Source organism: Kiloniella sp. EL199, assembly GCF_900313065.1.
In the GTDB taxonomy this organism is placed as follows: domain Bacteria; phylum Pseudomonadota; class Alphaproteobacteria; order Kiloniellales; family Kiloniellaceae; genus Kiloniella.
Genome location: NZ_OMPU01000008.1, coordinates 15085 through 35289, shown reverse-complemented (window position 1 = coordinate 35289; position 20205 = coordinate 15085). Strand labels below are relative to the sequence as shown.

The window sequence follows — 20205 nt, the reverse complement described above, 5'->3', positions numbered from 1 at the left end:
TATGAGCAACGAAGTCTATATAGATTTTCTACCAGGTCTGATTCGTGCTGCACGTATGGAAGAGGATCGCCTGGAAGCTCTGTTAATGATACGTGCTGATAAGCCCCAAGTTGTTGGCAATCAGTATGTGGGATGTGTTGCGGTAATAGACAGGGGGCTTGGTGCTGCTTTTGTCGATATTGGGTTGAAGCAGCATGGATTTTTACCCCTTCAGGATATTCCCAAAGCACTTGGAGGCGGGAATATCAATGAAGGAGATTATCTCTGTGTCGAAGCGGTAAGAGAGGCCTTTGATGATAAAGGTGTAAGATTAAGAGCCAGGGTAAAGAGTGATCTTCCTGGTAAAGTACAAACGCTGAAAACGATAGACAGATTACGTCAATGGATTTTGGGACAGAAACAGGAAATTGACTGTATTCATGTAACCGATGCGCGGATTGCACAAGAGATTAGAGGGTATCTGCCTGAATTAAAAAAGGAAGATCTCGTTGTTAATCATGTAGTAGAAAGACCTGATCTTTTTGAACGCGAAGCTATTGAAGAGCAGATCGAACAGTTATTTCAGATCAAAATTCCCCTTCCTTCTGGTGGCAGCTTGCTCTTTGAACAGGGAAGAACGCTTACTGCTATTGACGTCAATAAAGGGACAATGCAGCATAATAGTGGATCTGAGATGTTACATTATGTGCTTAATCTTGAGGCTGTAGAAGAAATTGGTCGACAGCTTCGGTTAAGGAATGTTGCTGGTCGAATTATGATCGATTTTCCCTATATGAAGTTAGTGGATCATCAAAAGAAGCTACAGGCAAACTTCAAGGCTGTACTCAAAAAAGATGGTGTTGGTCATAAATTACTTCCGCTTTATATGACTGGTGTGCAGGAGTTAACGCGAAAACGTGCTGGATTAAGTTTGCAGGATTTGCTGCTTGAGCCAGTTGGTATTGGGGGACTGGGGCAAGAGAAGGCGCCCTTTATGTATGGCATGAGTGCTCTAAGACGTCTTTGGTCTGAGAGTATTTACCAAAGAAGCTCAAAAGCACGGATTGTTGCCTCGAACCGTGTTATAGAGTTTTTAAGTTCTTGTGCTGCTTTGCCATATGTTGAGGAGAAAATCGGGACGAAAATTAGCTTATACGAAAATTCTGCCTGGACTCCTGATAATGTCATTTTATTTGAATAAGAATTGTATGTGAAAGAAAATGCCTGAGGAAAAAGTGAGTAACGAGAAAAAGATTAGTAAATTGGTATGCCCTGTGTGTCGTGGCGAAGCGGCAGAGAAATACAAGCCATTCTGTTCAAAACGCTGTGCCGATGTTGATTTGAATCGTTGGCTTGATGGCGGCTATCGGATTCCGACCGAAGAACGACCTGTTGGGCGTGTTGATGATGATGAAATAATGTAAGTAAGGATTTGAAAATATAGCAAAAAACTCTTTTTTTGTATTTTATTTGTAATAGGGCTGGACAGAGCTCCAATCATTTTCTATAAGCCCTTTCATCGGTAGCCAACTAGTCTGGCTAGCCCACGGTGCCCAGATAGCTCAGTTGGTAGAGCAGCGGACTGAAAATCCGCGTGTCGGTGGTTCAAATCCACCTCTGGGCACCATCTGATTTTCTATGTATAATTCTAGTTAAACAGATGTTCAAAAGTACAGACCCTCGTTTTGTACATTTGTTCCCCTTGCCCAATTTCATCAAATCTGAATTCCTTTGATTTCGTTACTTTGCTATGTTGCGTGTTGTTGCAGAGTGTATTTGCATGGGGAGGTTTTTATCGTGCGGGTTCATTTCATTTTGCATTCCTGGGTTCATCCGGTAATCGTCTGCGGTTTACTTTCTTGTGAGTGAAGGCTACGGCCTGCAGGAAGTAATAAGGATTGAATGTGAAAAATAAATGAAAAGTGGCATTTCAAACTTGAAGATATTTGGTTTTTGATATAGTTTCTGCGCCAAATAAAAAGTTTCTTGCTTATATTTTCTATGATTGAGACCAATTCTGATTTGTTAAGTAAGGAATGTATGTGTGATCTTTTTGCAACAGGCTTGCTTAAATAGCCGTATTCGCTATTGGATTCTTGACATTCAAGATCAGTGAATTGTAAAAGGGCACAGTATTCTATTTGTTGGTTCTGAATTAGTCATTTTATTTTGCCTGTGCGTCCTTAATGGGAACACAGGGAAGCATCGGGGGAAAAATACCAATGCGCCAGTTTGGTAAAACTTTGGCAGTAAACTTTAAAACCGCACTTTTTGTTAGTGCGTTTGCTGTTCCTACTATGTCTTCTGCAAATGCCGTAACATTGCAAGAAGCTATTACTCAGGCTCTCGCAACAAATCCTGATATCGGGGTTGTTGCTCATAATCGTGAAGCAGTTGATGAAGAACTTCGCCAAGCTCGTGGTCTTTATTTGCCTCAAATTGATTTGTCTGCCGGTGCAGGGATAGAAAGTAACGATGATTCAACATCACGTGCTGCTGGTGGAACTGGCAAACATGATGTGATTAATCCGACAGATGTTTCTATCACCGTTCAACAAAGAATTTTCGACGGCTTTGAAGCCGGTGCAACTGTTGAGCGTGAGAAGGCTCGAGTTGAATCCGCTGCTAATCGTGTCCGTGAAAATGCTGAATTTCTCGCTCTTGATGCTATTGGCGCGTATCTTGAGGTACTGAGACAGCGTGAGCTGCTGGAATTGGCTAAAAATAACCTGCAAATTCACATAGATATTGTTGCTAATCTGCAAGAGCGTCTTGCTGGTGGCGGTGGAAGCCGTGCAGACGTTTCTCAATCAGAAGCGCGTGCTGCACGTGCCCGAAACACTTTGACAACGACTTATAATGATTTGCGCGATGCAGAAGCTAATTATACGCGTATTGTGGGTCACTTCCCGGAAGATCTGAGTACACCGGAAGCATTTGCTGTTGAATTACCTGGTGGTTTGGATGAAGCTGTTGATTTGGCCGTGAATAGCAACCCAACAATTCGTATCTTTGAGGCAGATGTTCGTACAGCTGAGGCAGATGTTGAGCTTTCAGAAGTTCCTTTCTATCCAACAGTGAACTTAGAGGCTTCAAGCGAGCATCGTGATGAATTTGATGCTACACCTGGTTCGTATGAGCAAAACAATTCTGTAATGCTTCGTCTGCGTTGGAACCTGTTCCGCGGTGGTATTGATCGTGCTGCGAGACAGGAAGCTTTGGCGCGTTTGTCTGAAAGCAAAAATCAGCGCTATAGCTCTGTTGTTGATGCGCAGCGTGAAATGCGTCAATCATGGTTCGCGCTGGAAGCAAACCGTCAGTCTGTAACTGATTTAGCATCTTCCGTTCAGTATAACACGGAAACACGCGATTCTTATCGTGATCAATTCGATGTTGCACAGCGTACATTGCTTGATGTTCTAGATGCGGAAAATGAGCTCTTTACATCGCGTGGTCAGCTGATTTCTGCAATGACAAATGAACAGCTTGCTTCATACCGTATTCTTGCTCTTAGCGGTCAACTGATGGCAAATCTTGGTGTTCAGGCACCGGAACAGGCGAATGTTAAGCATGAATCTTGGGCCGATGGCTTGATTGATTAATCTCTATAACAGAGATATGGATTTGAAAGGGCGCCCTTGGGCGCCCTTTTTGTATTTGTTTATTTTTTTAGAAAATGACTTATTGATTTCTTTCTTGATTCAAAAAGGTCGCGAAGTCTGCAAAATAATGTTCATCTATCTAATTTTGTTCTTGGGTGGGCAAAAGTGAGTTGTTATTTTAAATAAATGCTATATATAGCAGGGCACAGGAAATAGGTTTATTTCTGTTTAAAGTTGCGAGTGGAAATGAGTCCCAACATTAAAGATCATACGGTTGTTGGAGCCGAGGAGAGCAATCTGGAGCCTTTGGTTCCGGATGATTATTTCCATTCTATATTTGAGACTGCCTATGACGATCAGATCGAAGTTGTTTCTCTTCATCTTGATGATTTTTTGCCTGATGAATCTGGTGCGGTTGTTTTATTTTCTGGTGAGGGTAATCAGATACACCTAGAATCGGGAGAATTGTTGATTTCCAGCGGCGTTGCCAGCTCTCATATTACGGCTTCTGGTGTGGATGTGACTGGGTTGAATGTATACAATTTTGCTAGTGGACTGACACTATATAGTGAAGGTGAAGTTACGATTCACACAGGAATTTAGTTTTGTATCTTGGATGATTAAGTTCTAAACACTATCGACAAAATTTTCACTTTACTGTTAAATCATACAAGTTATTGGGGCCACAATTTTAACCAGATCTGGGGGATGCTAAACGTGGGGCACTTGCTATCCAGATAACGATATTCTGCTTTTTTTGTTTGAAAAGACTTGCACGGACCATTCTGGCCTGAGCGGTAATAACTTTTCCTGGTATCATTCTTATTACTCGCGCGTCTATGTGAGTGGTCTGTGCTGTCAGGAGTTCTTTTAGGTTGTCCTGAAGTAACCCTTTTGTACGCAGCTGAAAAAGTTTATTGATACTTGAACCTTCCAAGGCATATTTATCCTCGCCAATCCAATTATAGAAAGCATTGTTACTTGCTATTATTGTCATGTCCTGGGCAATCAGTGCTGCTGGGCTGGGACTCGCATTAATAATGGATAATAGGGTGTCTTTGTTTGTATCAGCTTCTGCAGATGCTATATGACGTTCTGCTGATATCATGCAAAAAACTCGTAAGAACGAGGAAAAATTGGGGCCTTGATAGATAGTTTCCAGCTTACCTATAAATTTTCCTACCTTAAGATCATGGTCGCTTGCTACCATTTCAAGGGCGCGCCAAAAAACAGGCTCTAGCCGGATGGAATAGCGCTTTTTGTTATATTGCACGATCCGCGCTTTAGGGGCTTGATCTGCAAAATTCACCGGAAAGATGGGCTTAGGCATATTCCTCTTATTATATTAGTCTTTTGTAAACCTCAACAAGAAGAGCCGAAATTATTGCTGTTCAAGCGTTGCGATTGAATATTACGCTAGCTCTGACGTAGAAAATTTATGGTAGCATGATCTCTTCGTTTTGCCCGACAATCCCTCCTAGATCTGTTAACTTGCTTCGCAAGGCATAACGCTTGGACAGTTTTTGTTGAGCAGCTTTTGGCAGATCAGTCATCATTAGAACTCTTTTGTCAATCAGGGTTGTAATGAGATCCTCCAGTACGCGGATCATCTCTAGGTCAGAGGCTGCAAGCTCCTGGTGAATTTCGCCCTGTTTGCTATGCTGTTGATGCCCGATTTGCACAAGGAAAGAAACAAGTTCGGGATCGTCTGATTCCAAGAATTCATTTGCTGTGTTGGTTTTTTCCGGATGAATCCCGGCAATTTTTCCATCATCTGATCGTGATACATATGGCATGGATTCTCCTGTGGGTGAGTGATAATCACGACCCTCGTCTGGTATTGGTCAATACTAAGGCCTTCTATCATAGATAGGCATGTTTTTTTTAAGTTAAAGATAAATGGTTAATGACAGGTAAGTAACTGTGTTCATAAAGGAAAAATACTGCATATTCTTGAGTTGAGGTGATGATTTTTGCGGGTTTTGAATGTTTTGCTATGTGTGCGGTCTTGATGGAGACATATTTGCCAGCGATAGTAGAGGTATCACTAGTATGCTGTGTCGTGTGACATGTTGGAGATCAAGTGAATGATAAGTAGGGGATGGAAATGATAAAGCTTATGTTCAGGGCTGTTTTTCTTTTGGGATCGTGTTTGTCAATTTTAGTTATGCCGGCGACTGCTCGACCTTTAACAGGTGTGCAGGAAATAAAGCTGAATGTTTCTCCATTAGGGCATTATAGCAAGCAGTGTGGCTTAACACGAGAAGCGTTTGAGCGAGCGTTATTGGGTGCTATACCCGAGGGCGATATTCGGTTGAGTAATTCTTCATCCTATTGGCTGCATGCGCGTGTTACCACGGTTATTTTCGAAGAGATAAATTGTGTCAGTAATGTCGAGGTTACACTTTATGCCAATACACGTTATTACAACCCGGCAACCCAGCAAGAGCTTTCTGGTCGCGTTGAGCTATGGCGCGGTGGTGGATTGTATAGCTCTGTGAGTAATAGTCATCAGGTGCAAGTTAACAGTGCGCTTAGAAAACAGGGACGCAAGCTATATGACGCTTGGAGAAAGGATCAGCCGTAGGTACTTAAATCTGAGTTTCTTTCATGAAATATTCTGGATTTAAATTTTTAGTTAATAAGCGGATCTATAAAATAGTGATGTTGTTGATAAAAAAATGACTTTGTTCTCATGTATTTATGAGGAAGATTTATGTTTTCAGTGTGATTGAAAGGTATTACATGGACGATAATTCGTACGATATTCCCAAGTTTTATCATGATGACGACTTTATGGATTCTGGGGACGCTAGGCCTCTAAGAATTCTTTCTGAGTATTTTGGTCCCCAGAACCGATTTGAGAAATTTAATGTAGAAGATACAATTGTCTTTTTTGGATCGGCTCGTATTAAGTCCAAAGAAGAAGCTGAAGCCGCAATGGCAGAGGCTAAGCGTAATGGTGACGGAGTGCGTAAAGCCGAGCAGATGATGAAGGTATCTCGCTATTACGAGGAAACCAGAGAACTTGCGCGCCGTTTTACTGAATGGTCTAAAACTCTGACAGATGATGAACGACGGTTTGTCGTTTGTACAGGGGGGGGGCCTGGTATTATGGAAGCTGCAAACCGGGGTGCTTCGGAAGGAAAGGGAATTAATGTCGGGTTAAATATTTCCCTACCTTTTGAGCAGAGTGAAAATCCCTACATCACGCGTGAGTTAGCTCTGGAGTTCCATTATTTCTTTATGCGGAAATTCTGGTTCATTTATCTTGCGAAAGCTGTCTTGGTCATGCCTGGCGGGTTTGGCACTCTTGACGAGTTTTGTGAGCTATTGACGCTTATTCAGACAGAAAAAATTAAAAAGAAAATGCCGATTGTGCTTTATGGATCAGACTATTGGAACAAAGTGGTAAATTTTGAAGCGCTTTGTGAATTTGGTACGATTAGCGAGGAGGATCTGGATCTCTATCTCGTGACAGATTCTATGGATGAGGCATTCGAGTATGTAACCAAAGGACTCTTGGAGCATGCTTTGGAATCACCAGGCCCAATGCTCTAAGATTTTTACAACAAATATAAATTATCAAGCGGGCCTCTTGCTGTGCAGGAGGCTCGTCTTTGTTTGTTACTTAATCGATATTATACATATTATCTATATTTAACATGTATAATATCGATTTGATGAATAAAGCAGAACACGTCACAATGTTAAATGAATTCCAATCGTGGTGTTCATAGTAAAATAATTACAACTGAAGATATGTTTTTGTTAGAAAAATGCAGTATATTTGTTAAAATATGTTGTTATTTTGTTTTTAATACCACAAATTATTGTTATGAAAATGTTTCTAAAATGTTTCATTTTTGTGAAGTTGAGCTTACTTGGTAGAGGTGCTCGGCGTTACAAATGCTAATCTTGGAATAGGGTCATCTGTCGATATGTATATGCGGAGAGGATCGTATTTGTGATTTGTATTCTGTAAACGAAATATAATTTACTCAACGAGGTAAATGTAAGCGTGTCTGGTTTTGACCTTTTGTTAAAAATAGCTGGTGGAGTTGCTCTTCTGTTATGGGCAACAAGAATGGTGCGCACAGGTGTATTGCGTGCATATGGCAGTCAGCTACGCCGATTCTTGGGATCGGCGACAAAAAACACGCTGTCGTCATTCGGCATGGGGATCGGCATGGCCGGTATCCTGCAAAGCTCTACGGCAACGGCTTTGCTTGCAGTTGCTTTTACAGGTAAGGGCCTTATTGCAATTGCACCTGCCTTGGCTGTGATGCTTGGAGCTGATGTTGGATCTACGCTGGTTGTACAGATACTTTCTCTGGATATTTCGTGGCTCTCACCTGTGTTGATTTTAACAGGTTTTATTTGTTTTACGACCAGACCTACGATGACATTACGTCATTTAGGGCGTGTCTTTATTGGCCTTGGACTAATGTTGCTATCTCTTAAGCTTGTTGTCGCAGCTTCAGAGCCAATGAGAGATAGTCTCGTTCTACAAAATATTCTGGCTGCTTTGTCCGAAGCACCTTTGTTTGCCGTCATTTTAGCAGCATTGATTACCTGGATCACTCATTCGTCGGTTGCAATGGTTTTATTGATAATGTCATTGAGTGTAGCTGGTGTTGTGTCTGCAGATTTGGCTTTGATTTTGGTGCTCGGGGCAAATGTCGGCGCAGGTGTTGTGCCGATGGCTCTGACTATGTCAGAGACACCAACAGCACGACGCATTCCCGTGGGAAACATGTTGTTCCGATTTATAGGTGTCCTGATACTGTTACCTCTGATGGGAACCATAACACCTTATATTGCGGATCTAAGTGGTGCAGATGTTGGGCGCCAGGTCGCTAATTTTCATACAATATTTAACATTGGACTTGCGATTGTTTTTCTTCCGTTTGTCGGGGTGATGTCACGCTTAATGGAGCGTGCTTTACCGGAGGGCGCAGGGACAGAGGATGATCTCAAGCCAAAATATCTGGACGAAAGTGTTATCAATACCCCAACGGTTGCTGTGGCTTGTGCAACACGTGAAGTATTGCGTTTGGCTGATGTTGTCGAAGAAATGTTACGTAAGTGTATTGATGTCTTTGAAACAAATGATCCAATGCTGTTACAGGAAGTAAGTAAGGCTGATGATCAGGTTGATGAACTTCATGAGGCAATCAAGCTATATCTTACTCAGGTGAGTGTCAGTGAGTTGGATGAAGATACGAGTGCCAGATGTGTCGAGTTGATTTCATTTACAACCAACCTCGAGCACATTGGTGATATCATTGATAAAAACCTCCTCGAAATTGCCAACAAGAAAATTAAAAAGAGAATTGAATTTTCTGAACAGGGCTGGACTGAGCTTGTCGAATTGCACTGTATGGCTTTGGATCAGATGCAACTGGCAATGACTGCCTTTGTATCTGGGGATGTAGATGTTGCCCGACAGCTTATTGCAGGGAAAGAAAAGTTTCGGGAAATGGAACAGAGTGGTGGGGATAAGCATCTGGATCGACTTCGGGAAGGTCGCATTGAGTCGATCGAGTCATCTGCACTACATATCGACATGATCAGAGATTTAAAACGTATAAATTCGCACCTGACATCCGTTGCTTACCCTATTTTGGATGCCAGTGGTGAACTGCACGAAAGTCGTCTTCGTGTGCGACCTCATTCCGAGCGCCGTTCCGTGAAGGTGAGTACGTGATCCGGTGTAGCCGGTGAACTGAGAGAACTATTGGCAGGATACTCTCAGTTTGAAAGAGTCTTGATTTCTCTGCTAGAGAAATTGAGTTTGGACAAATGTTCAATTTAAAGTTTTTGAGTCACAGAGACTTAGCAAAAATGTAACAAAGTGTCGCTATAGACGGCGCGGTACATAAAATCGAATAGGGATGTTGAAGGGAAGAACCCTTTGACGATCACATTGAGGAGCATGGAAGTAATGAAAAAAGCATTTTCAACAAAATTGCTGGGTAGCATTGCCACTACTTTGGTCACTATTGGCTTTCTGACAGGTAGTGTGTCTGCTGAAAATTTGACTGTTTATACTGCTGTAGAAGCTGAAGACTTGAAACGTTATGCAGCTGCATTTAACGAAGTGCATCCAGACATTACGATCAACTGGGTGCGTGATTCTACGGGCGTTGTTACGGCTAAGCTTTTGGCTGAAAAAGACAATCCACAGGCTGATGTTATTTGGGGTCTTGCAGGCTCCAGTCTTCTTTTGATGAAAAAAGAAGATATGTTTGAAACCTATGCTCCTGTCGGTGTTGATCAGCTTGACAGTCGCTTCCGGGATAACTCTGACAATCCTGTCTGGGCCGGTATGGATGCTTGGGTTGCGGCTGTTTGCGTAAATACATATGAAGCGGAAGCCAATAATCTTCCAATGCCAACATCTTGGGCTGATCTGACTAAGCCTGAATACAAAGGTCATGTTGCGATGCCAAACCCTGGATCATCAGGTACAGGCTTCCTGGACGTTGCCAGCTGGCTGCAAATGTTTGGTGAAGAAGATGGCTGGGCATTCATGGATGACCTTCATGAAAACATCAGCCATTATACACACTCTGGTTCAAAACCGTGTAAACAAGCTGCTGCGGGTGAAGTACCAATCGGGATCTCTTTTGCTTTCCGTGCTGCAAAATCCAAAAGCCAGGGTGCTCCTCTGGAAATCGTAATGCCATCGGAAGGCGTCGGTTGGGAAATGGAAGCAGCTGCAATTGTTAAAGGCACCAAGAAACTGGATGCTGCCAAAAAACTGATGGACTTTATTGTATCCAAGCCTGCTATGGAGCACTACAATCAGGGTTATGCTGTCGTTGCTATGCCAGGAGTTTCCAAGCCAATCGAAAACTATCCTGAGAATGTTATCGACAGTATGATCGCAATGGACTTTGAATGGTCTGCAAATAACCGTGACGCAATTCTTGCTAAGTGGACTGACCGTTATGATTCTAAATCTGAGCCAAAGAACTAATCAGATTACGGTCATAAGGTAAGATTATGATCCCGCTCTTTGACGTACCAAAGGGCGGGATCCCTAGAGTCAAACACTTGTTTTGAGTTTGTAATACTTTTCCGGTTGGAAACTCGGACAATGATTTACAGTTAATAAAAGCTGTCAGTGATAAAAACATAATACGATAATCGGGATGTTTTCCGGGTACGATGAGGTCTGTGCAAAGATCTGATTTTTCACCCAATATAATACAACGGAATTGTCGACACTGATGCAATTAAGCTGTTGCAAAAGAGCACAGAAAAAACTGTGCCGTTTTGCCGCTTGAGAGGAATGGCAATGAGCGCAAATACTGCTGATACCCGGGCCGAGACAGGGAATGGGAAAAAACCCTATCTGACAACATCTAATCTAACAAAACAGTTTGGTAACTTTACAGCGTTATCCGATATTTCACTGGAAATCTTCGAAGGTGAATTCGTTTGCTTTCTAGGTCCATCCGGTTGCGGGAAAACAACGCTGTTACGAGCTATTGCTGGCTTGGACATTCAAACTTATGGAACCGTAACGCAGGCAGGGAATGATGTTTCATCTCTACCGCCGAGTGAACGTGATTTTGGTATTGTATTCCAATCTTATGCGTTATTTCCAAACTTGACGATCCATAAAAATATTGCTTTTGGCCTGGAAAATAGAAAACTGCCAAAAGCCGATATTAATAACCGAGTTAACGAGCTTCTTGAGCTTGTTGGTCTCAAATCACAATCCAATAAATACCCGGCACAGCTATCTGGCGGACAGCAGCAGCGTATTGCGCTTGCCAGAGCGATTGCAACCAACCCTGGTTTGCTCTTACTTGATGAGCCCTTGTCGGCGTTGGATGCGAAGGTCCGCGCACATCTTCGTCATGAAATCAAAGAATTGCAACGCACACTTGGCGTGACAACCGTAATGGTTACCCACGATCAGGAGGAAGCCCTGACAATGGCTGATCGTATTGTGGTGATGAATGACGGTGTTATTGAGCAGGTGGGAACACCGCTTGAAATTTACCGTCATCCTGCATCTGCCTTTGTTGCTGATTTTATCGGTACCATGAATTTTGTTCCCGGCAAGGTAAATGGTAGCGATATTCTTCAAATGGGTTCTGTTGAACTTAAGTGCGATCCAGAGAATATTACAGAGCGCGGCGACATTACTGTTGCATTCCGGCCCGAGAATCTTCTGGTTCAAGAGGGGGATGACAAGCTTCCAAATGCATTTGAAGCTGAAGTGAAATACATGGAGTTTATGGGGTCTTTCTTCCGTGTTGATTTGTTGAGCGAGCAAACCAATAGTGAAGCCCATATAAAAGGTGACTTTTCTATAAATATGGTGCGACGTACTGGTGTTAAAGAAGGCGATACTATTACCGTTTCTATTCCTCAGGATCGTTTGACTGTTTTTCCCGGAGTAAATTGATATGGCGGAGATAACGAATTCTACGCCATTAAAAATGGTGAAACCAAAGGCAAGTCGTGACGATTGGACCATGCGTGCCTTTATGGTGATGATTGGGGCCTATCTACTGATTGCACTGGCTTTCCCGTTATATACGATGCTTTCAAAGTCTTTTGAGAATAAAGATGGCGTTTTCATCGGCTTTGAAAACTATATAAAATACTTCTCGACACCAGCGCTTTTCAATTCAATTGAAAATTCAGTGACAATTTCGATCATCACGATGGTGATTACAGTTACGCTGGCTTTTATCTATGCCTATGCCCTGACCCGATCTTGCATGCGGTTCAAAGGGTTTTTCAAGATCATGGCGATGATTCCCATTCTGGTTCCATCTTTGTTGCCGGGGATAGGACTTATTTACCTGTTCGGAAAACAGGGCTATATGAAATGGCTTTTATTTGGAGAGACAATCTATGGTCCATTGGGGATCGTGATTGCTGAAGTTTTCTTTACTTTTCCGCATGCGCTTCTGATCATAATGACCGCTTTGTCCATTTCTGATGCGCGTCTATACGAAGCGGCAACAGTTTTACGTGCGCCAAAGTGGAAAATTTTCTGGACAGTTACACTGCCTAGTGCGCGGTACGGCTTGATTTCAGCCGCTTTTGTTGTATTCACTTTGGTGATTACTGATTTCGGTGTGCCAAAAGTGATCGGTGGGCAATACAATGTTCTTGCTGTGGATATTTATAAACAGGTTATCGGGCAGCAAAACTTTTCCATGGGCGCTGTCGTTTCTGTTGTTCTTCTTGTTCCTGCTATTTTTGCTTTCTTCATTGATCGGCAGGTGCAAAAGAAACAGGTTGCACAGTTGTCGGCCCGTGCGGTTCCTTTCGAACCAAAATCTAATAAATCTTTTGATGCCATTATGATGAGCTATTCCAGCTTGATTGTGGTAATTATTGTCACAATTCTGGCAACCTGTCAGTTTGCGGCTTTGGTTAAGTTCTGGCCCTATAATCTTACTCTGGGATTGCAGCACTATAACTTTGATCTGATGGATGGCGGCGGTTGGGATGCCTATTATAATTCCATCAAAATGGCTCTTTGGACAGCGGTTGTGGGGACAACAGTTGTGTTCACTGGTGCATACATGGTGGAAAAAGGACGTGGCTTTCAACAGGGAAGAACACTGTTTCAGTTCCTCGCTATGATGCCGATGGCCGTGCCGGGTATGGTTTTGGGCTTGTCCTATATCTTCTTCTTCAACAATCCGGATAACCCGTTTAATTTTATCTATGGCACCATGGCAATTCTTGTCGTTTCGACGGTGACTCACTTTTATACGGTGGCTCATCTGACGGCGATGACAGCATTGAAGCAGATGGATAAAGAGTTTGAGTCCGTCTCGCAGTCTCTCCAGCAACCTTTCTATAAAATGTTCTTAAAGGTGACTGTGCCTGTTTGTTCGCCGGCTATTTTGGAAATTGCAATCTATCTGTTTGTGAATGCAATGACGACGGTATCGGCTGTAGTCTTTATCTATTCCTATCATACACAGCTGGCATCTGTTGCAGTCTTGAATATGGATGATGCGGGTGATATTGCCCCGGCTGCTGCGATGGGAATGATGATTTTCTACACGAACGCAGCGGCACGTATTCTACATGCCGTTGTGTCTAAATATATGGATAAGAAAACTCAGGCTTGGCGACAACGCTAGAGCTTGCTTATAATCCATTATTAAGTATTTCGTAAAAAGAGGGGCGGAGGTTATCTGCCCCTCTTTGAGTCTGATCTATCTCGTTGAACAATAGGAACATCTTATGACTTCATCAGCTATTAAAATTGCTGAAAAACAACTTGTTGCTTATAACAATCACGATCTTGATCTCTTTTGTAGCTGCTTTAGTGAAGATGTGGAAGTACAGCTTTTACTTAATGACGAGGCATTGTTTTGTGGTCAATCAGCTTTAAGAGCGATGTACGCAGAACGATTCAGTCATCCAAAATTGCATGCGAAGCTGCTTAATCGTATTGCTGTGGGGCGCGTCGTTGTTGACGAAGAAGAAGTAACTGGGTTGGACAACGGAACATCATCTTTACATGTTCTTGCTATTTACGAAGTTGAGCAGGGGCTGATTTGTAAAGTGCGTTTTGAACGGGCAACAGGTTAAACGATGTTATCCTCTACACTTCATGGTTTTGTGATAAATACGATTTAATCGTTCTTGTGTAGGGTGGTAATGCTATATTAAAAGAAAGGTGGTAAGTTATAATTTGAGATAGTTTAGTCTATGATCATGGGGGTTCGGATATAAGCTATGCACATTTTATTAGGTATTATTGCTGTTCTGGGCGGAATTGCCTTTTTCATTTGGCGTGTGCGCTCAACCGCGCAAGCTGCTAGAGATGTTGTTGAAGCTGTTGATGATATCAGGGCAACAGCGCGACGTTATAATTATAGTCGGAAAACCAAGGCCAATCCGCTAGAAAATATAGATGATAATCGTGTTGCTGCGGCGACAATCCTTGCCGCTTTTGCCCGTATGGATGGTGACTATACGCGCGAGCAGTTGGTCGCAATCAAGGAAGAATGCAAACGGGTCTTTAAAACATCAGAAGAAGAGGCGGTTGAAATTACAGGGCAAAGTCGTTGGTTGATGGAGCAAACGGCCAATGTAGATGAAGCGATCAGGCGTTTAAGTCGGGTATTGAGAAGAGCCTTGGATGTTGAAGAGAAAAAGCAGCTCTTAACGATGGTAACTTACATTGCAACGATTGAGGGCGGTAGAATGAGCGAAGCACAGGAACAGAGCTTAAGCCAGTTAAGTCGCCAGTTAGCATAATATTCCAAGGCGTTGACGTTCATGGTTGATGATGATGTATGTCCCTGTGGTTCTGGCGGAACATATAGTGCGTGTTGCGGTTATTTTCATTCAGGCTTGGCTATTGCTGAAACTGCTGAACAGTTGATGCGTTCTCGCTATGCGGCCTACGTCAAACAAGAGGTTGGTTATCTAAAGGCCACTTTGTGGCCGCCCTATCAAAAGTCCTTTAATGAAATAGGTACGTTACTCAGAGCAAAAGACAGTCGATGGCTTGGTCTGGAAATTATTGGAACTTATAAAGGGCAATCAACCGATAAAGAAGGGTCCGTTGAATTTGTCGCGCGTTCTGTTGTAAACGGCGTTGCTGATGAACAACGAGAACAAAGCCTGTTCAAGAAAAAAGCAGGCCGTTGGTTTTATGTTCGTGCTGTGATCCGTTGAGTAGGTTGAAATAAGGTCACTCATCCTTTGCGGATTTTTTTGTGATTGCGAATGACTTCTTCAATAACAAAGTTGATAAACTTTTCTGAAAAATCGGGATCCAGCTTGGCCGACTTTGCAAGCTCTCTCAGGCGTTCAATCTGTTTCTGTTCTCTTGAAGGATCAGCAGGGGGTAAATCATATTCTTTTTTGAACAGGCCGACTTTTTCTGTGATCTTGAAGCGTTCGGATAACATATAAATTAAAGCAGCATCAATATTGTCAATGCTATCCCGATATTCACCAAGCTTTGCTTTAATATCATCTGTCATGCGTGCTGTACCTTCAATCTATCGATAACTATTAGATAGTATCTTTGCAGATTATTGTACTCAAATCGATGCAAAGAACACTCAGAGTATTTAACAAGAAATCTTATAGATGTGCAGACACGGCGAGTAAATTAGAATACGCAGACGATTTACATTTTTTTATGAGGATTTATTCGAAAACTTTTGGTTCGAAGTTGTCTCTTAGACTAAGTTGCTTCATTGTTTAATCAGGCCTAGATGGTCATCAATGATTTTTTGCAGGGTACCATCAGCTCTCATTTCCTCAATAGCTTTGTTCATGTCATCTACACGACTGGCACACTCAGCATTCTTGTTAATCATGACATGCATTGAGTTTGATAACACTGGTACAGCTAAGGGAATGATGGTTTTTTCCAGGTTTAAAGCATAGGCATGCTGTAAGCCTTCGATATAACCGAGTATTCCATAATCAGCCCGATTGTTCTGGAGCATCACAACCATACTGTCACTTTTGGGAACCTCTATGAAATCAAGATGATTTTTGGCAAAGGTATCAAAATCGTCACCAAGAGATCCACCGAGTAATCTCATTCCAGAGCGACCAATTAAGTCTTGTGGGGAAGAAAATGAAAATTGGTTCCCGTCTTTCACGAACACTCTTAACTCGTCAGTACCGAGTTCTTCGGAATAATGATACTTTTCGGCGCGTTCACTATTCCAATATGCGCCCAGAACCATATCAACATTCCCGTGTTCCAGATCATATAGGATGCGTTTCCAGGGCTTGTCGCTGTCGATGTTAAGTGTCAGGCCAATCCTCTTGAGGGCTTCGTGTGTACCGTCTACGACGATTCCAGTGAGTTGTCCGTCATCTTTTCGATATGCAAAGGGATACCAATTGTTAATGCCATTTCCACTGAATGCCGTGCAACCATCTGATGCTTTGACTTGAGAGGAAGTATTGATGCTAGTGATAGCGAAGCCAATAAGAGTTAGAAATATAAAGAATATTCTGGTGCGCATCACTTGACCTTTCTATAGAGGATAGGAAAAGGTTGATGCGATTATACCATAAACAGGTATCTGATTTAGTTAATGATTTTTTACTATTAATACAGATTAAGCGCGGTTCATTGCTGTAGAACTTTGAATTTGATCAAAGAAGGCCCGTATTACAGGGGAATTTTTTTGATCTTTGAGGCAAGCAACATACTCGAGACCTTCTAATTGAACATCTTTGACTATTAATCCGTGAAGTCGCGTATCATTTCCGAACTCGCTTTCAAAAACAACGCCGATCCCAAGTCCAGATGCAACTGCTTCTCTGACGGCTTCCCGGCTTCCTATTTCAAGAATATCAGTTAATTTTACGCCAGCGCTTTCAAGAGCAGTTTCAAAGATTTTACGGGTAACTGACCCTTTTTCACGTAGAATGATACGATGATAGAGGAGTTCTGTAATACCAATACTTCGCCGAGCTGACCATGGATGGTTACGGTCAACAAAGACAATCAGGGGTTCCCGTTTCAGAGGGGCGGCATGTAAGCGTCGATCTTCATGAATATTAGGTATGACCACAACATCTGATTTTCGTTCGAGTAAACCTTGCAGGACCTGTTGTGAATTCCCAAAGCTCATCGAAAAATTAATCCCGGGGTACAGTCGGCTGAATGTTGCGAGTAAAGGTACAACATGATAGGGCGCATCCGCAGCTACGCGAAGTTGACCAGACATCAACCCGCGGGCGGAAAGTAGGACCTGTTCTGCTTCGAGTTCTACTGCAAACTGTCTAAGTGTAACCGCGTGAAGGCGGTGACCAATTTCGGTTATTTCAATGCCACGCCCCCGACGTTCAAACAGCTTCACGCCATAAGTTTCTTCCAATGCGGCGACCTGCCCTGAAAGAGTGGGCTGGGTGACGTTGAGAACATCAGCAGCCTTGGTGAAGCTTCCTTCGCTGGCAACAGCATGAAACGCGCGAATTTGAGCATGGTTCATAGGTAAAATCAATCTGTAATATTAAAAGTATCGATTTGATTTATGATAAAGATTCGATGCATATAGAGCAAGACGTTCGAACACTTAAAGCGAAAAGTATCAAATTAAGTGGGCGATTGGACATTAAACCGTCGCTTTTATTTTCGGATCAAATGAGGAGATCCCATATGTCTGACAAGACATCTGCAGTTGCTGCTTCCCCATCAGGTGATCCCTGGCTTTTAACGCCAGGTCCCTTGACTACTTCTGTTATGACCAAGGAAGCAATGCTTCATGACTTCGGTTCGCGCGATAAAAAATTTATCGAAATAAACCGACATGTTCGCAGTAGTCTCTTAAGCATAATTAATGGGCAGGACGATTTTGTTTGTGTTCCGTTACAGGGCAGTGGAACTTTCTCTGTTGAAGCCATGTTGGGAACATTGGTGCCGCAGGATGGAAAACTTCTTATGCTTGTTAACGGTGCCTACGGCCATCGTATGGCAAAGATTTGTAGTTATTACGGACGTACACACGAAATCATGGAGTATCCTGAAGATCAGCCAGTGAGTGTTTCTGACTTGGACATTCGCTTGGGTGAAGATAAAGCTGTAACCCATGTAGCTGTTGTTCATTGTGAAACGACATCCGGTGTTCTTAACCCGATTGCTGGTGTTGCTGAAGTTGTTGAGAAACACGGACGTTCTCTTCTGATTGATTCCATGTCTGCCTTTGGGGCGCTTCCTGTTGATGCGTCAAAGATCAGATATGATGCTGTTGCCGCGTCTTCAAACAAGTGTCTGGAAGGTGTTCCCGGCATGGGCTTTGTTCTTATTCGTAAAACAGTTTTGGAAAAAGCAAAAGGTAATGCCCCGTCACTGGTTCTGGATTTGTATGACCAATGGATGCAGATGGAAAAAACGGACCAATGGCGATTTACACCACCGACCCACTGTATCGTTGCCTTTGCACAAGCTATTCGTGAATACGAAGAAGAAGGTGGTGTTGAAGGGCGTGGTGGGCGTTATGCATCCAACTGCAAGATCCTTGTCGACGGTATGCGTGCATTGGGCTTTGAAACTTTGTTGCCTGATCACTTACAGGCGCCGATTATTGTCACTTTCCACAAGCCAACAGATCCTAAATTTGATTTCCAGAACTTTTATGATCGTCTTGCCGAACGCGGATATTTAATCTATCCGGGAAAATTGACTGTTGCAGACTCGTTCCGTGTTGGCTGTATTGGTCGTATGGGCAACGATGACATTCGCAATGCGCTGGTTGTTATCGAAGAAACATTAAATGAAATGGGTGTGACAAATTGTGCGCCGGCGGCTGCCTAACCCGATATTCGTTCCTTGATTAGGCATTTGTTATAGTGGGAGATACCCTATGAGTACTGGTAAACTCGTTCAGGCCAATGGCCGTTTATATAAAAGATCTAATCGCCCTGTTGTGGTGGTCTGTGTTGACGGCAGCGAACCGGATTATATGGAAGTTGCAATGAAGGCCGGGCGTATGCCGTGGTTGAAAAGTCTGCTTGATAGTGGTGTGAATACAAACCGTATCGCAGAATCAGTGGTACCTTCTTTTACCAACCCGAATAACCTTTCTATCGTGAGTGGCTGCCCGCCACGATATCATGGTATTTGTGGCAACTACTTTTACAATCAGGAAACTGGCGAAGAAGAATTGATGAATGCACCTAGTTATTATCGTGCAAAAACAATCTTCTCTTCCTATCAGGATGCCGGGGCCAAGGTTGCCGTTGTTACTGCGAAAGACAAGCTTCGTCTTCTTCTTGGTCACGGGTTAAATTACAGCAAAGGCAATGCGATTTGCTTCTCTGCGGAAAAATCCGATCTTGCCAACATGGTCGATAACGGCATTGAGAACGTCAATGATTTTGTGGGAATGCCTGTTCCTTCTGTATACAGTGCTGACCTTTCCGAGTTTGTCTTCGCCGCTGGTGTCAAGCTGTTGGAAACTGTTCGCCCCGAGATCATGTATCTTTCCACAACTGATTTTATTCAGCACAAATACGCCCCTGAAGAAGAAGGTGCATTGGCGTTCTATGAAATGATGGATAAATACTGGGCACAGCTTGATGAGTTGGGCGCTGTCCTGACCCTTACAGCTGATCACGGTATGAACCCGAAACATGATGCTGACGGCAAGCCGAATGTTCTGTACCTTCAGGATCTGTTTGACGGATGGTATGGCAAAGGCGAAGCCCGCGTTATCTTACCAATTACAGATCCATATGTTGTCCACCACGGTGCGCTCGGTTCTTTTGCGACGGCTTATTTGCCAAAAGGACAGAGCGTGGATGAAGCAATCAAACGTCTCTCAGATGTTGATGGTGTCGAGTTGGCTATATCTGGTCCTGCTGGTTGCGCTATGCTGGAACTACCGGAAGATCGTATGGGTGACATTATCATTATTTCCGAACGTCATCTGGCTTTGGGAACTTCTGAAGAACGTCATGATCTCTCTGCGTTGGACCGTCCATTACGGACACATGGTGGCATTACCGAGCAGAAAGTACCGTTTATCAGCAACCGTCCAATGCCGGGCATTCCATCAGATATGCGTCTTCGTAATTTCGACGCGTTCTATTGCTCTGTAAACTACGCTGAGTAATTGGCCTTAAATAAGGGCAGGAAATAAGG

The 20205-nt window shown here is 43.0% G+C and carries 20 protein-coding genes and 1 tRNA gene; 16 read left to right on the top strand and 5 right to left on the bottom strand.

Features of this window, described 5'->3' with window-relative positions:
* Position 1 precedes the first annotated feature (1 nt).
* The 5 genes from D9A03_RS06645 to D9A03_RS06625 all read left to right on the top strand — a co-directional run bounded on the left by D9A03_RS06645 (position 2) and on the right by D9A03_RS06625 (position 4184).
* On the top strand, positions 2–1180 hold the full coding sequence (locus D9A03_RS06645; RefSeq protein WP_120496436.1) for a ribonuclease E/G: 1179 nt from the start codon (positions 2–4) through the stop codon (positions 1178–1180).
* A gap of 19 nt (positions 1181–1199) precedes the next feature.
* A complete protein-coding gene (locus D9A03_RS06640; protein ID WP_120496435.1) occupies positions 1200–1403 on the top strand; it encodes a DNA gyrase inhibitor YacG in 204 nt (67 codons plus the stop codon).
* Between the two features lie 127 nt (positions 1404–1530).
* Positions 1531–1606: transfer RNA gene (locus D9A03_RS06635), tRNA-Phe, on the top strand.
* A 595-nt stretch (positions 1607–2201) separates the two neighbouring features.
* A complete protein-coding gene (locus D9A03_RS06630) occupies positions 2202–3581 on the top strand; it encodes a TolC family outer membrane protein (RefSeq protein ID WP_162938006.1) in 1380 nt (459 codons plus the stop codon).
* Between the two features lie 246 nt (positions 3582–3827).
* Positions 3828–4184, top strand: coding sequence for a hypothetical protein (locus D9A03_RS06625; RefSeq protein ID WP_120496433.1), 357 nt, complete (start codon positions 3828–3830; stop codon positions 4182–4184).
* Positions 4185–4272: 88 nt separating this feature from the next.
* On the opposite strand, the gene D9A03_RS06620 is transcribed toward D9A03_RS06625, so the two are convergent.
* Complete coding sequence (locus D9A03_RS06620; RefSeq protein ID WP_120496432.1) at positions 4273–4911, bottom strand: ribbon-helix-helix domain-containing protein; 639 nt, start codon at positions 4909–4911, stop codon at positions 4273–4275.
* A 106-nt stretch (positions 4912–5017) separates the two neighbouring features.
* Complete coding sequence (locus D9A03_RS06615) at positions 5018–5377, bottom strand: hypothetical protein (RefSeq protein ID WP_120496431.1); 360 nt, start codon at positions 5375–5377, stop codon at positions 5018–5020.
* 356 nt (positions 5378–5733) lie between these two features.
* Between D9A03_RS06615 and D9A03_RS06610 the strand changes: the two genes are divergently transcribed.
* The 9 genes from D9A03_RS06610 to D9A03_RS06570 all read left to right on the top strand — a co-directional run bounded on the left by D9A03_RS06610 (position 5734) and on the right by D9A03_RS06570 (position 15263).
* Entirely contained in the window at positions 5734–6168 is a 435-nt protein-coding gene (locus D9A03_RS06610) for a hypothetical protein (RefSeq protein ID WP_216825406.1), read from the top strand.
* A gap of 158 nt (positions 6169–6326) precedes the next feature.
* The gene (locus D9A03_RS06605) at positions 6327–7142 is read left to right on the top strand and encodes an LOG family protein (protein ID WP_120496429.1); all 816 of its coding nucleotides are present in this window, start codon (positions 6327–6329) and stop codon (positions 7140–7142) included.
* A 460-nt stretch (positions 7143–7602) separates the two neighbouring features.
* Positions 7603–9291 (top strand): Na/Pi cotransporter family protein, encoded by a 1689-nt coding sequence (locus D9A03_RS06600; protein WP_120496428.1) that lies wholly within the window; start codon positions 7603–7605, stop codon positions 9289–9291.
* Positions 9292–9528: 237 nt separating this feature from the next.
* Positions 9529–10566, top strand: coding sequence for a putative 2-aminoethylphosphonate ABC transporter substrate-binding protein (locus D9A03_RS06595; RefSeq protein ID WP_120496749.1), 1038 nt, complete (start codon positions 9529–9531; stop codon positions 10564–10566).
* Positions 10567–10887: 321 nt separating this feature from the next.
* Positions 10888–12009, top strand: coding sequence for a putative 2-aminoethylphosphonate ABC transporter ATP-binding protein (locus D9A03_RS06590; protein WP_120496427.1), 1122 nt, complete (start codon positions 10888–10890; stop codon positions 12007–12009).
* Between the two features lies 1 nt (position 12010).
* Entirely contained in the window at positions 12011–13714 is a 1704-nt protein-coding gene (locus tag D9A03_RS06585) for a putative 2-aminoethylphosphonate ABC transporter permease subunit (protein ID WP_120496426.1), read from the top strand.
* 103 nt (positions 13715–13817) lie between these two features.
* Positions 13818–14168, top strand: coding sequence for a nuclear transport factor 2 family protein (locus tag D9A03_RS06580; protein WP_120496425.1), 351 nt, complete (start codon positions 13818–13820; stop codon positions 14166–14168).
* A 147-nt stretch (positions 14169–14315) separates the two neighbouring features.
* The gene (locus D9A03_RS06575) at positions 14316–14840 is read left to right on the top strand and encodes a TerB family tellurite resistance protein (protein WP_120496424.1); all 525 of its coding nucleotides are present in this window, start codon (positions 14316–14318) and stop codon (positions 14838–14840) included.
* Between the two features lie 21 nt (positions 14841–14861).
* On the top strand, positions 14862–15263 hold the full coding sequence (locus D9A03_RS06570; protein ID WP_120496423.1) for a YchJ family protein: 402 nt from the start codon (positions 14862–14864) through the stop codon (positions 15261–15263).
* A gap of 20 nt (positions 15264–15283) precedes the next feature.
* On the opposite strand, the gene D9A03_RS06565 is transcribed toward D9A03_RS06570, so the two are convergent.
* From D9A03_RS06565 to D9A03_RS06555, 3 genes are all read right to left on the bottom strand, one after another.
* Positions 15284–15574 carry a chorismate mutase gene (locus D9A03_RS06565; protein WP_046509581.1) on the bottom strand — a complete coding sequence of 97 codons (291 nt, stop codon included), beginning with the start codon at positions 15572–15574 and terminating at the stop codon, positions 15284–15286.
* A 216-nt stretch (positions 15575–15790) separates the two neighbouring features.
* The gene (locus D9A03_RS06560) at positions 15791–16579 is read right to left on the bottom strand and encodes an ABC transporter substrate-binding protein (RefSeq protein ID WP_120496422.1); all 789 of its coding nucleotides are present in this window, start codon (positions 16577–16579) and stop codon (positions 15791–15793) included.
* Between the two features lie 96 nt (positions 16580–16675).
* Positions 16676–17554 (bottom strand): LysR substrate-binding domain-containing protein, encoded by an 879-nt coding sequence (locus D9A03_RS06555; RefSeq protein WP_120496421.1) that lies wholly within the window; start codon positions 17552–17554, stop codon positions 16676–16678.
* A gap of 167 nt (positions 17555–17721) precedes the next feature.
* Here D9A03_RS06555 and D9A03_RS06550 point away from each other — a divergent pair, with 167 nt between their 5' ends.
* Together D9A03_RS06550 and phnA are read left to right on the top strand one after the other, a co-directional pair.
* The gene (locus tag D9A03_RS06550; RefSeq protein ID WP_120496420.1) at positions 17722–18876 is read left to right on the top strand and encodes a 2-aminoethylphosphonate--pyruvate transaminase; all 1155 of its coding nucleotides are present in this window, start codon (positions 17722–17724) and stop codon (positions 18874–18876) included.
* Between the two features lie 49 nt (positions 18877–18925).
* Positions 18926–20176, top strand: coding sequence for a phosphonoacetate hydrolase (phnA, locus tag D9A03_RS06545; RefSeq protein WP_120496419.1), 1251 nt, complete (start codon positions 18926–18928; stop codon positions 20174–20176).
* Positions 20177–20205 lie beyond the last annotated feature (29 nt).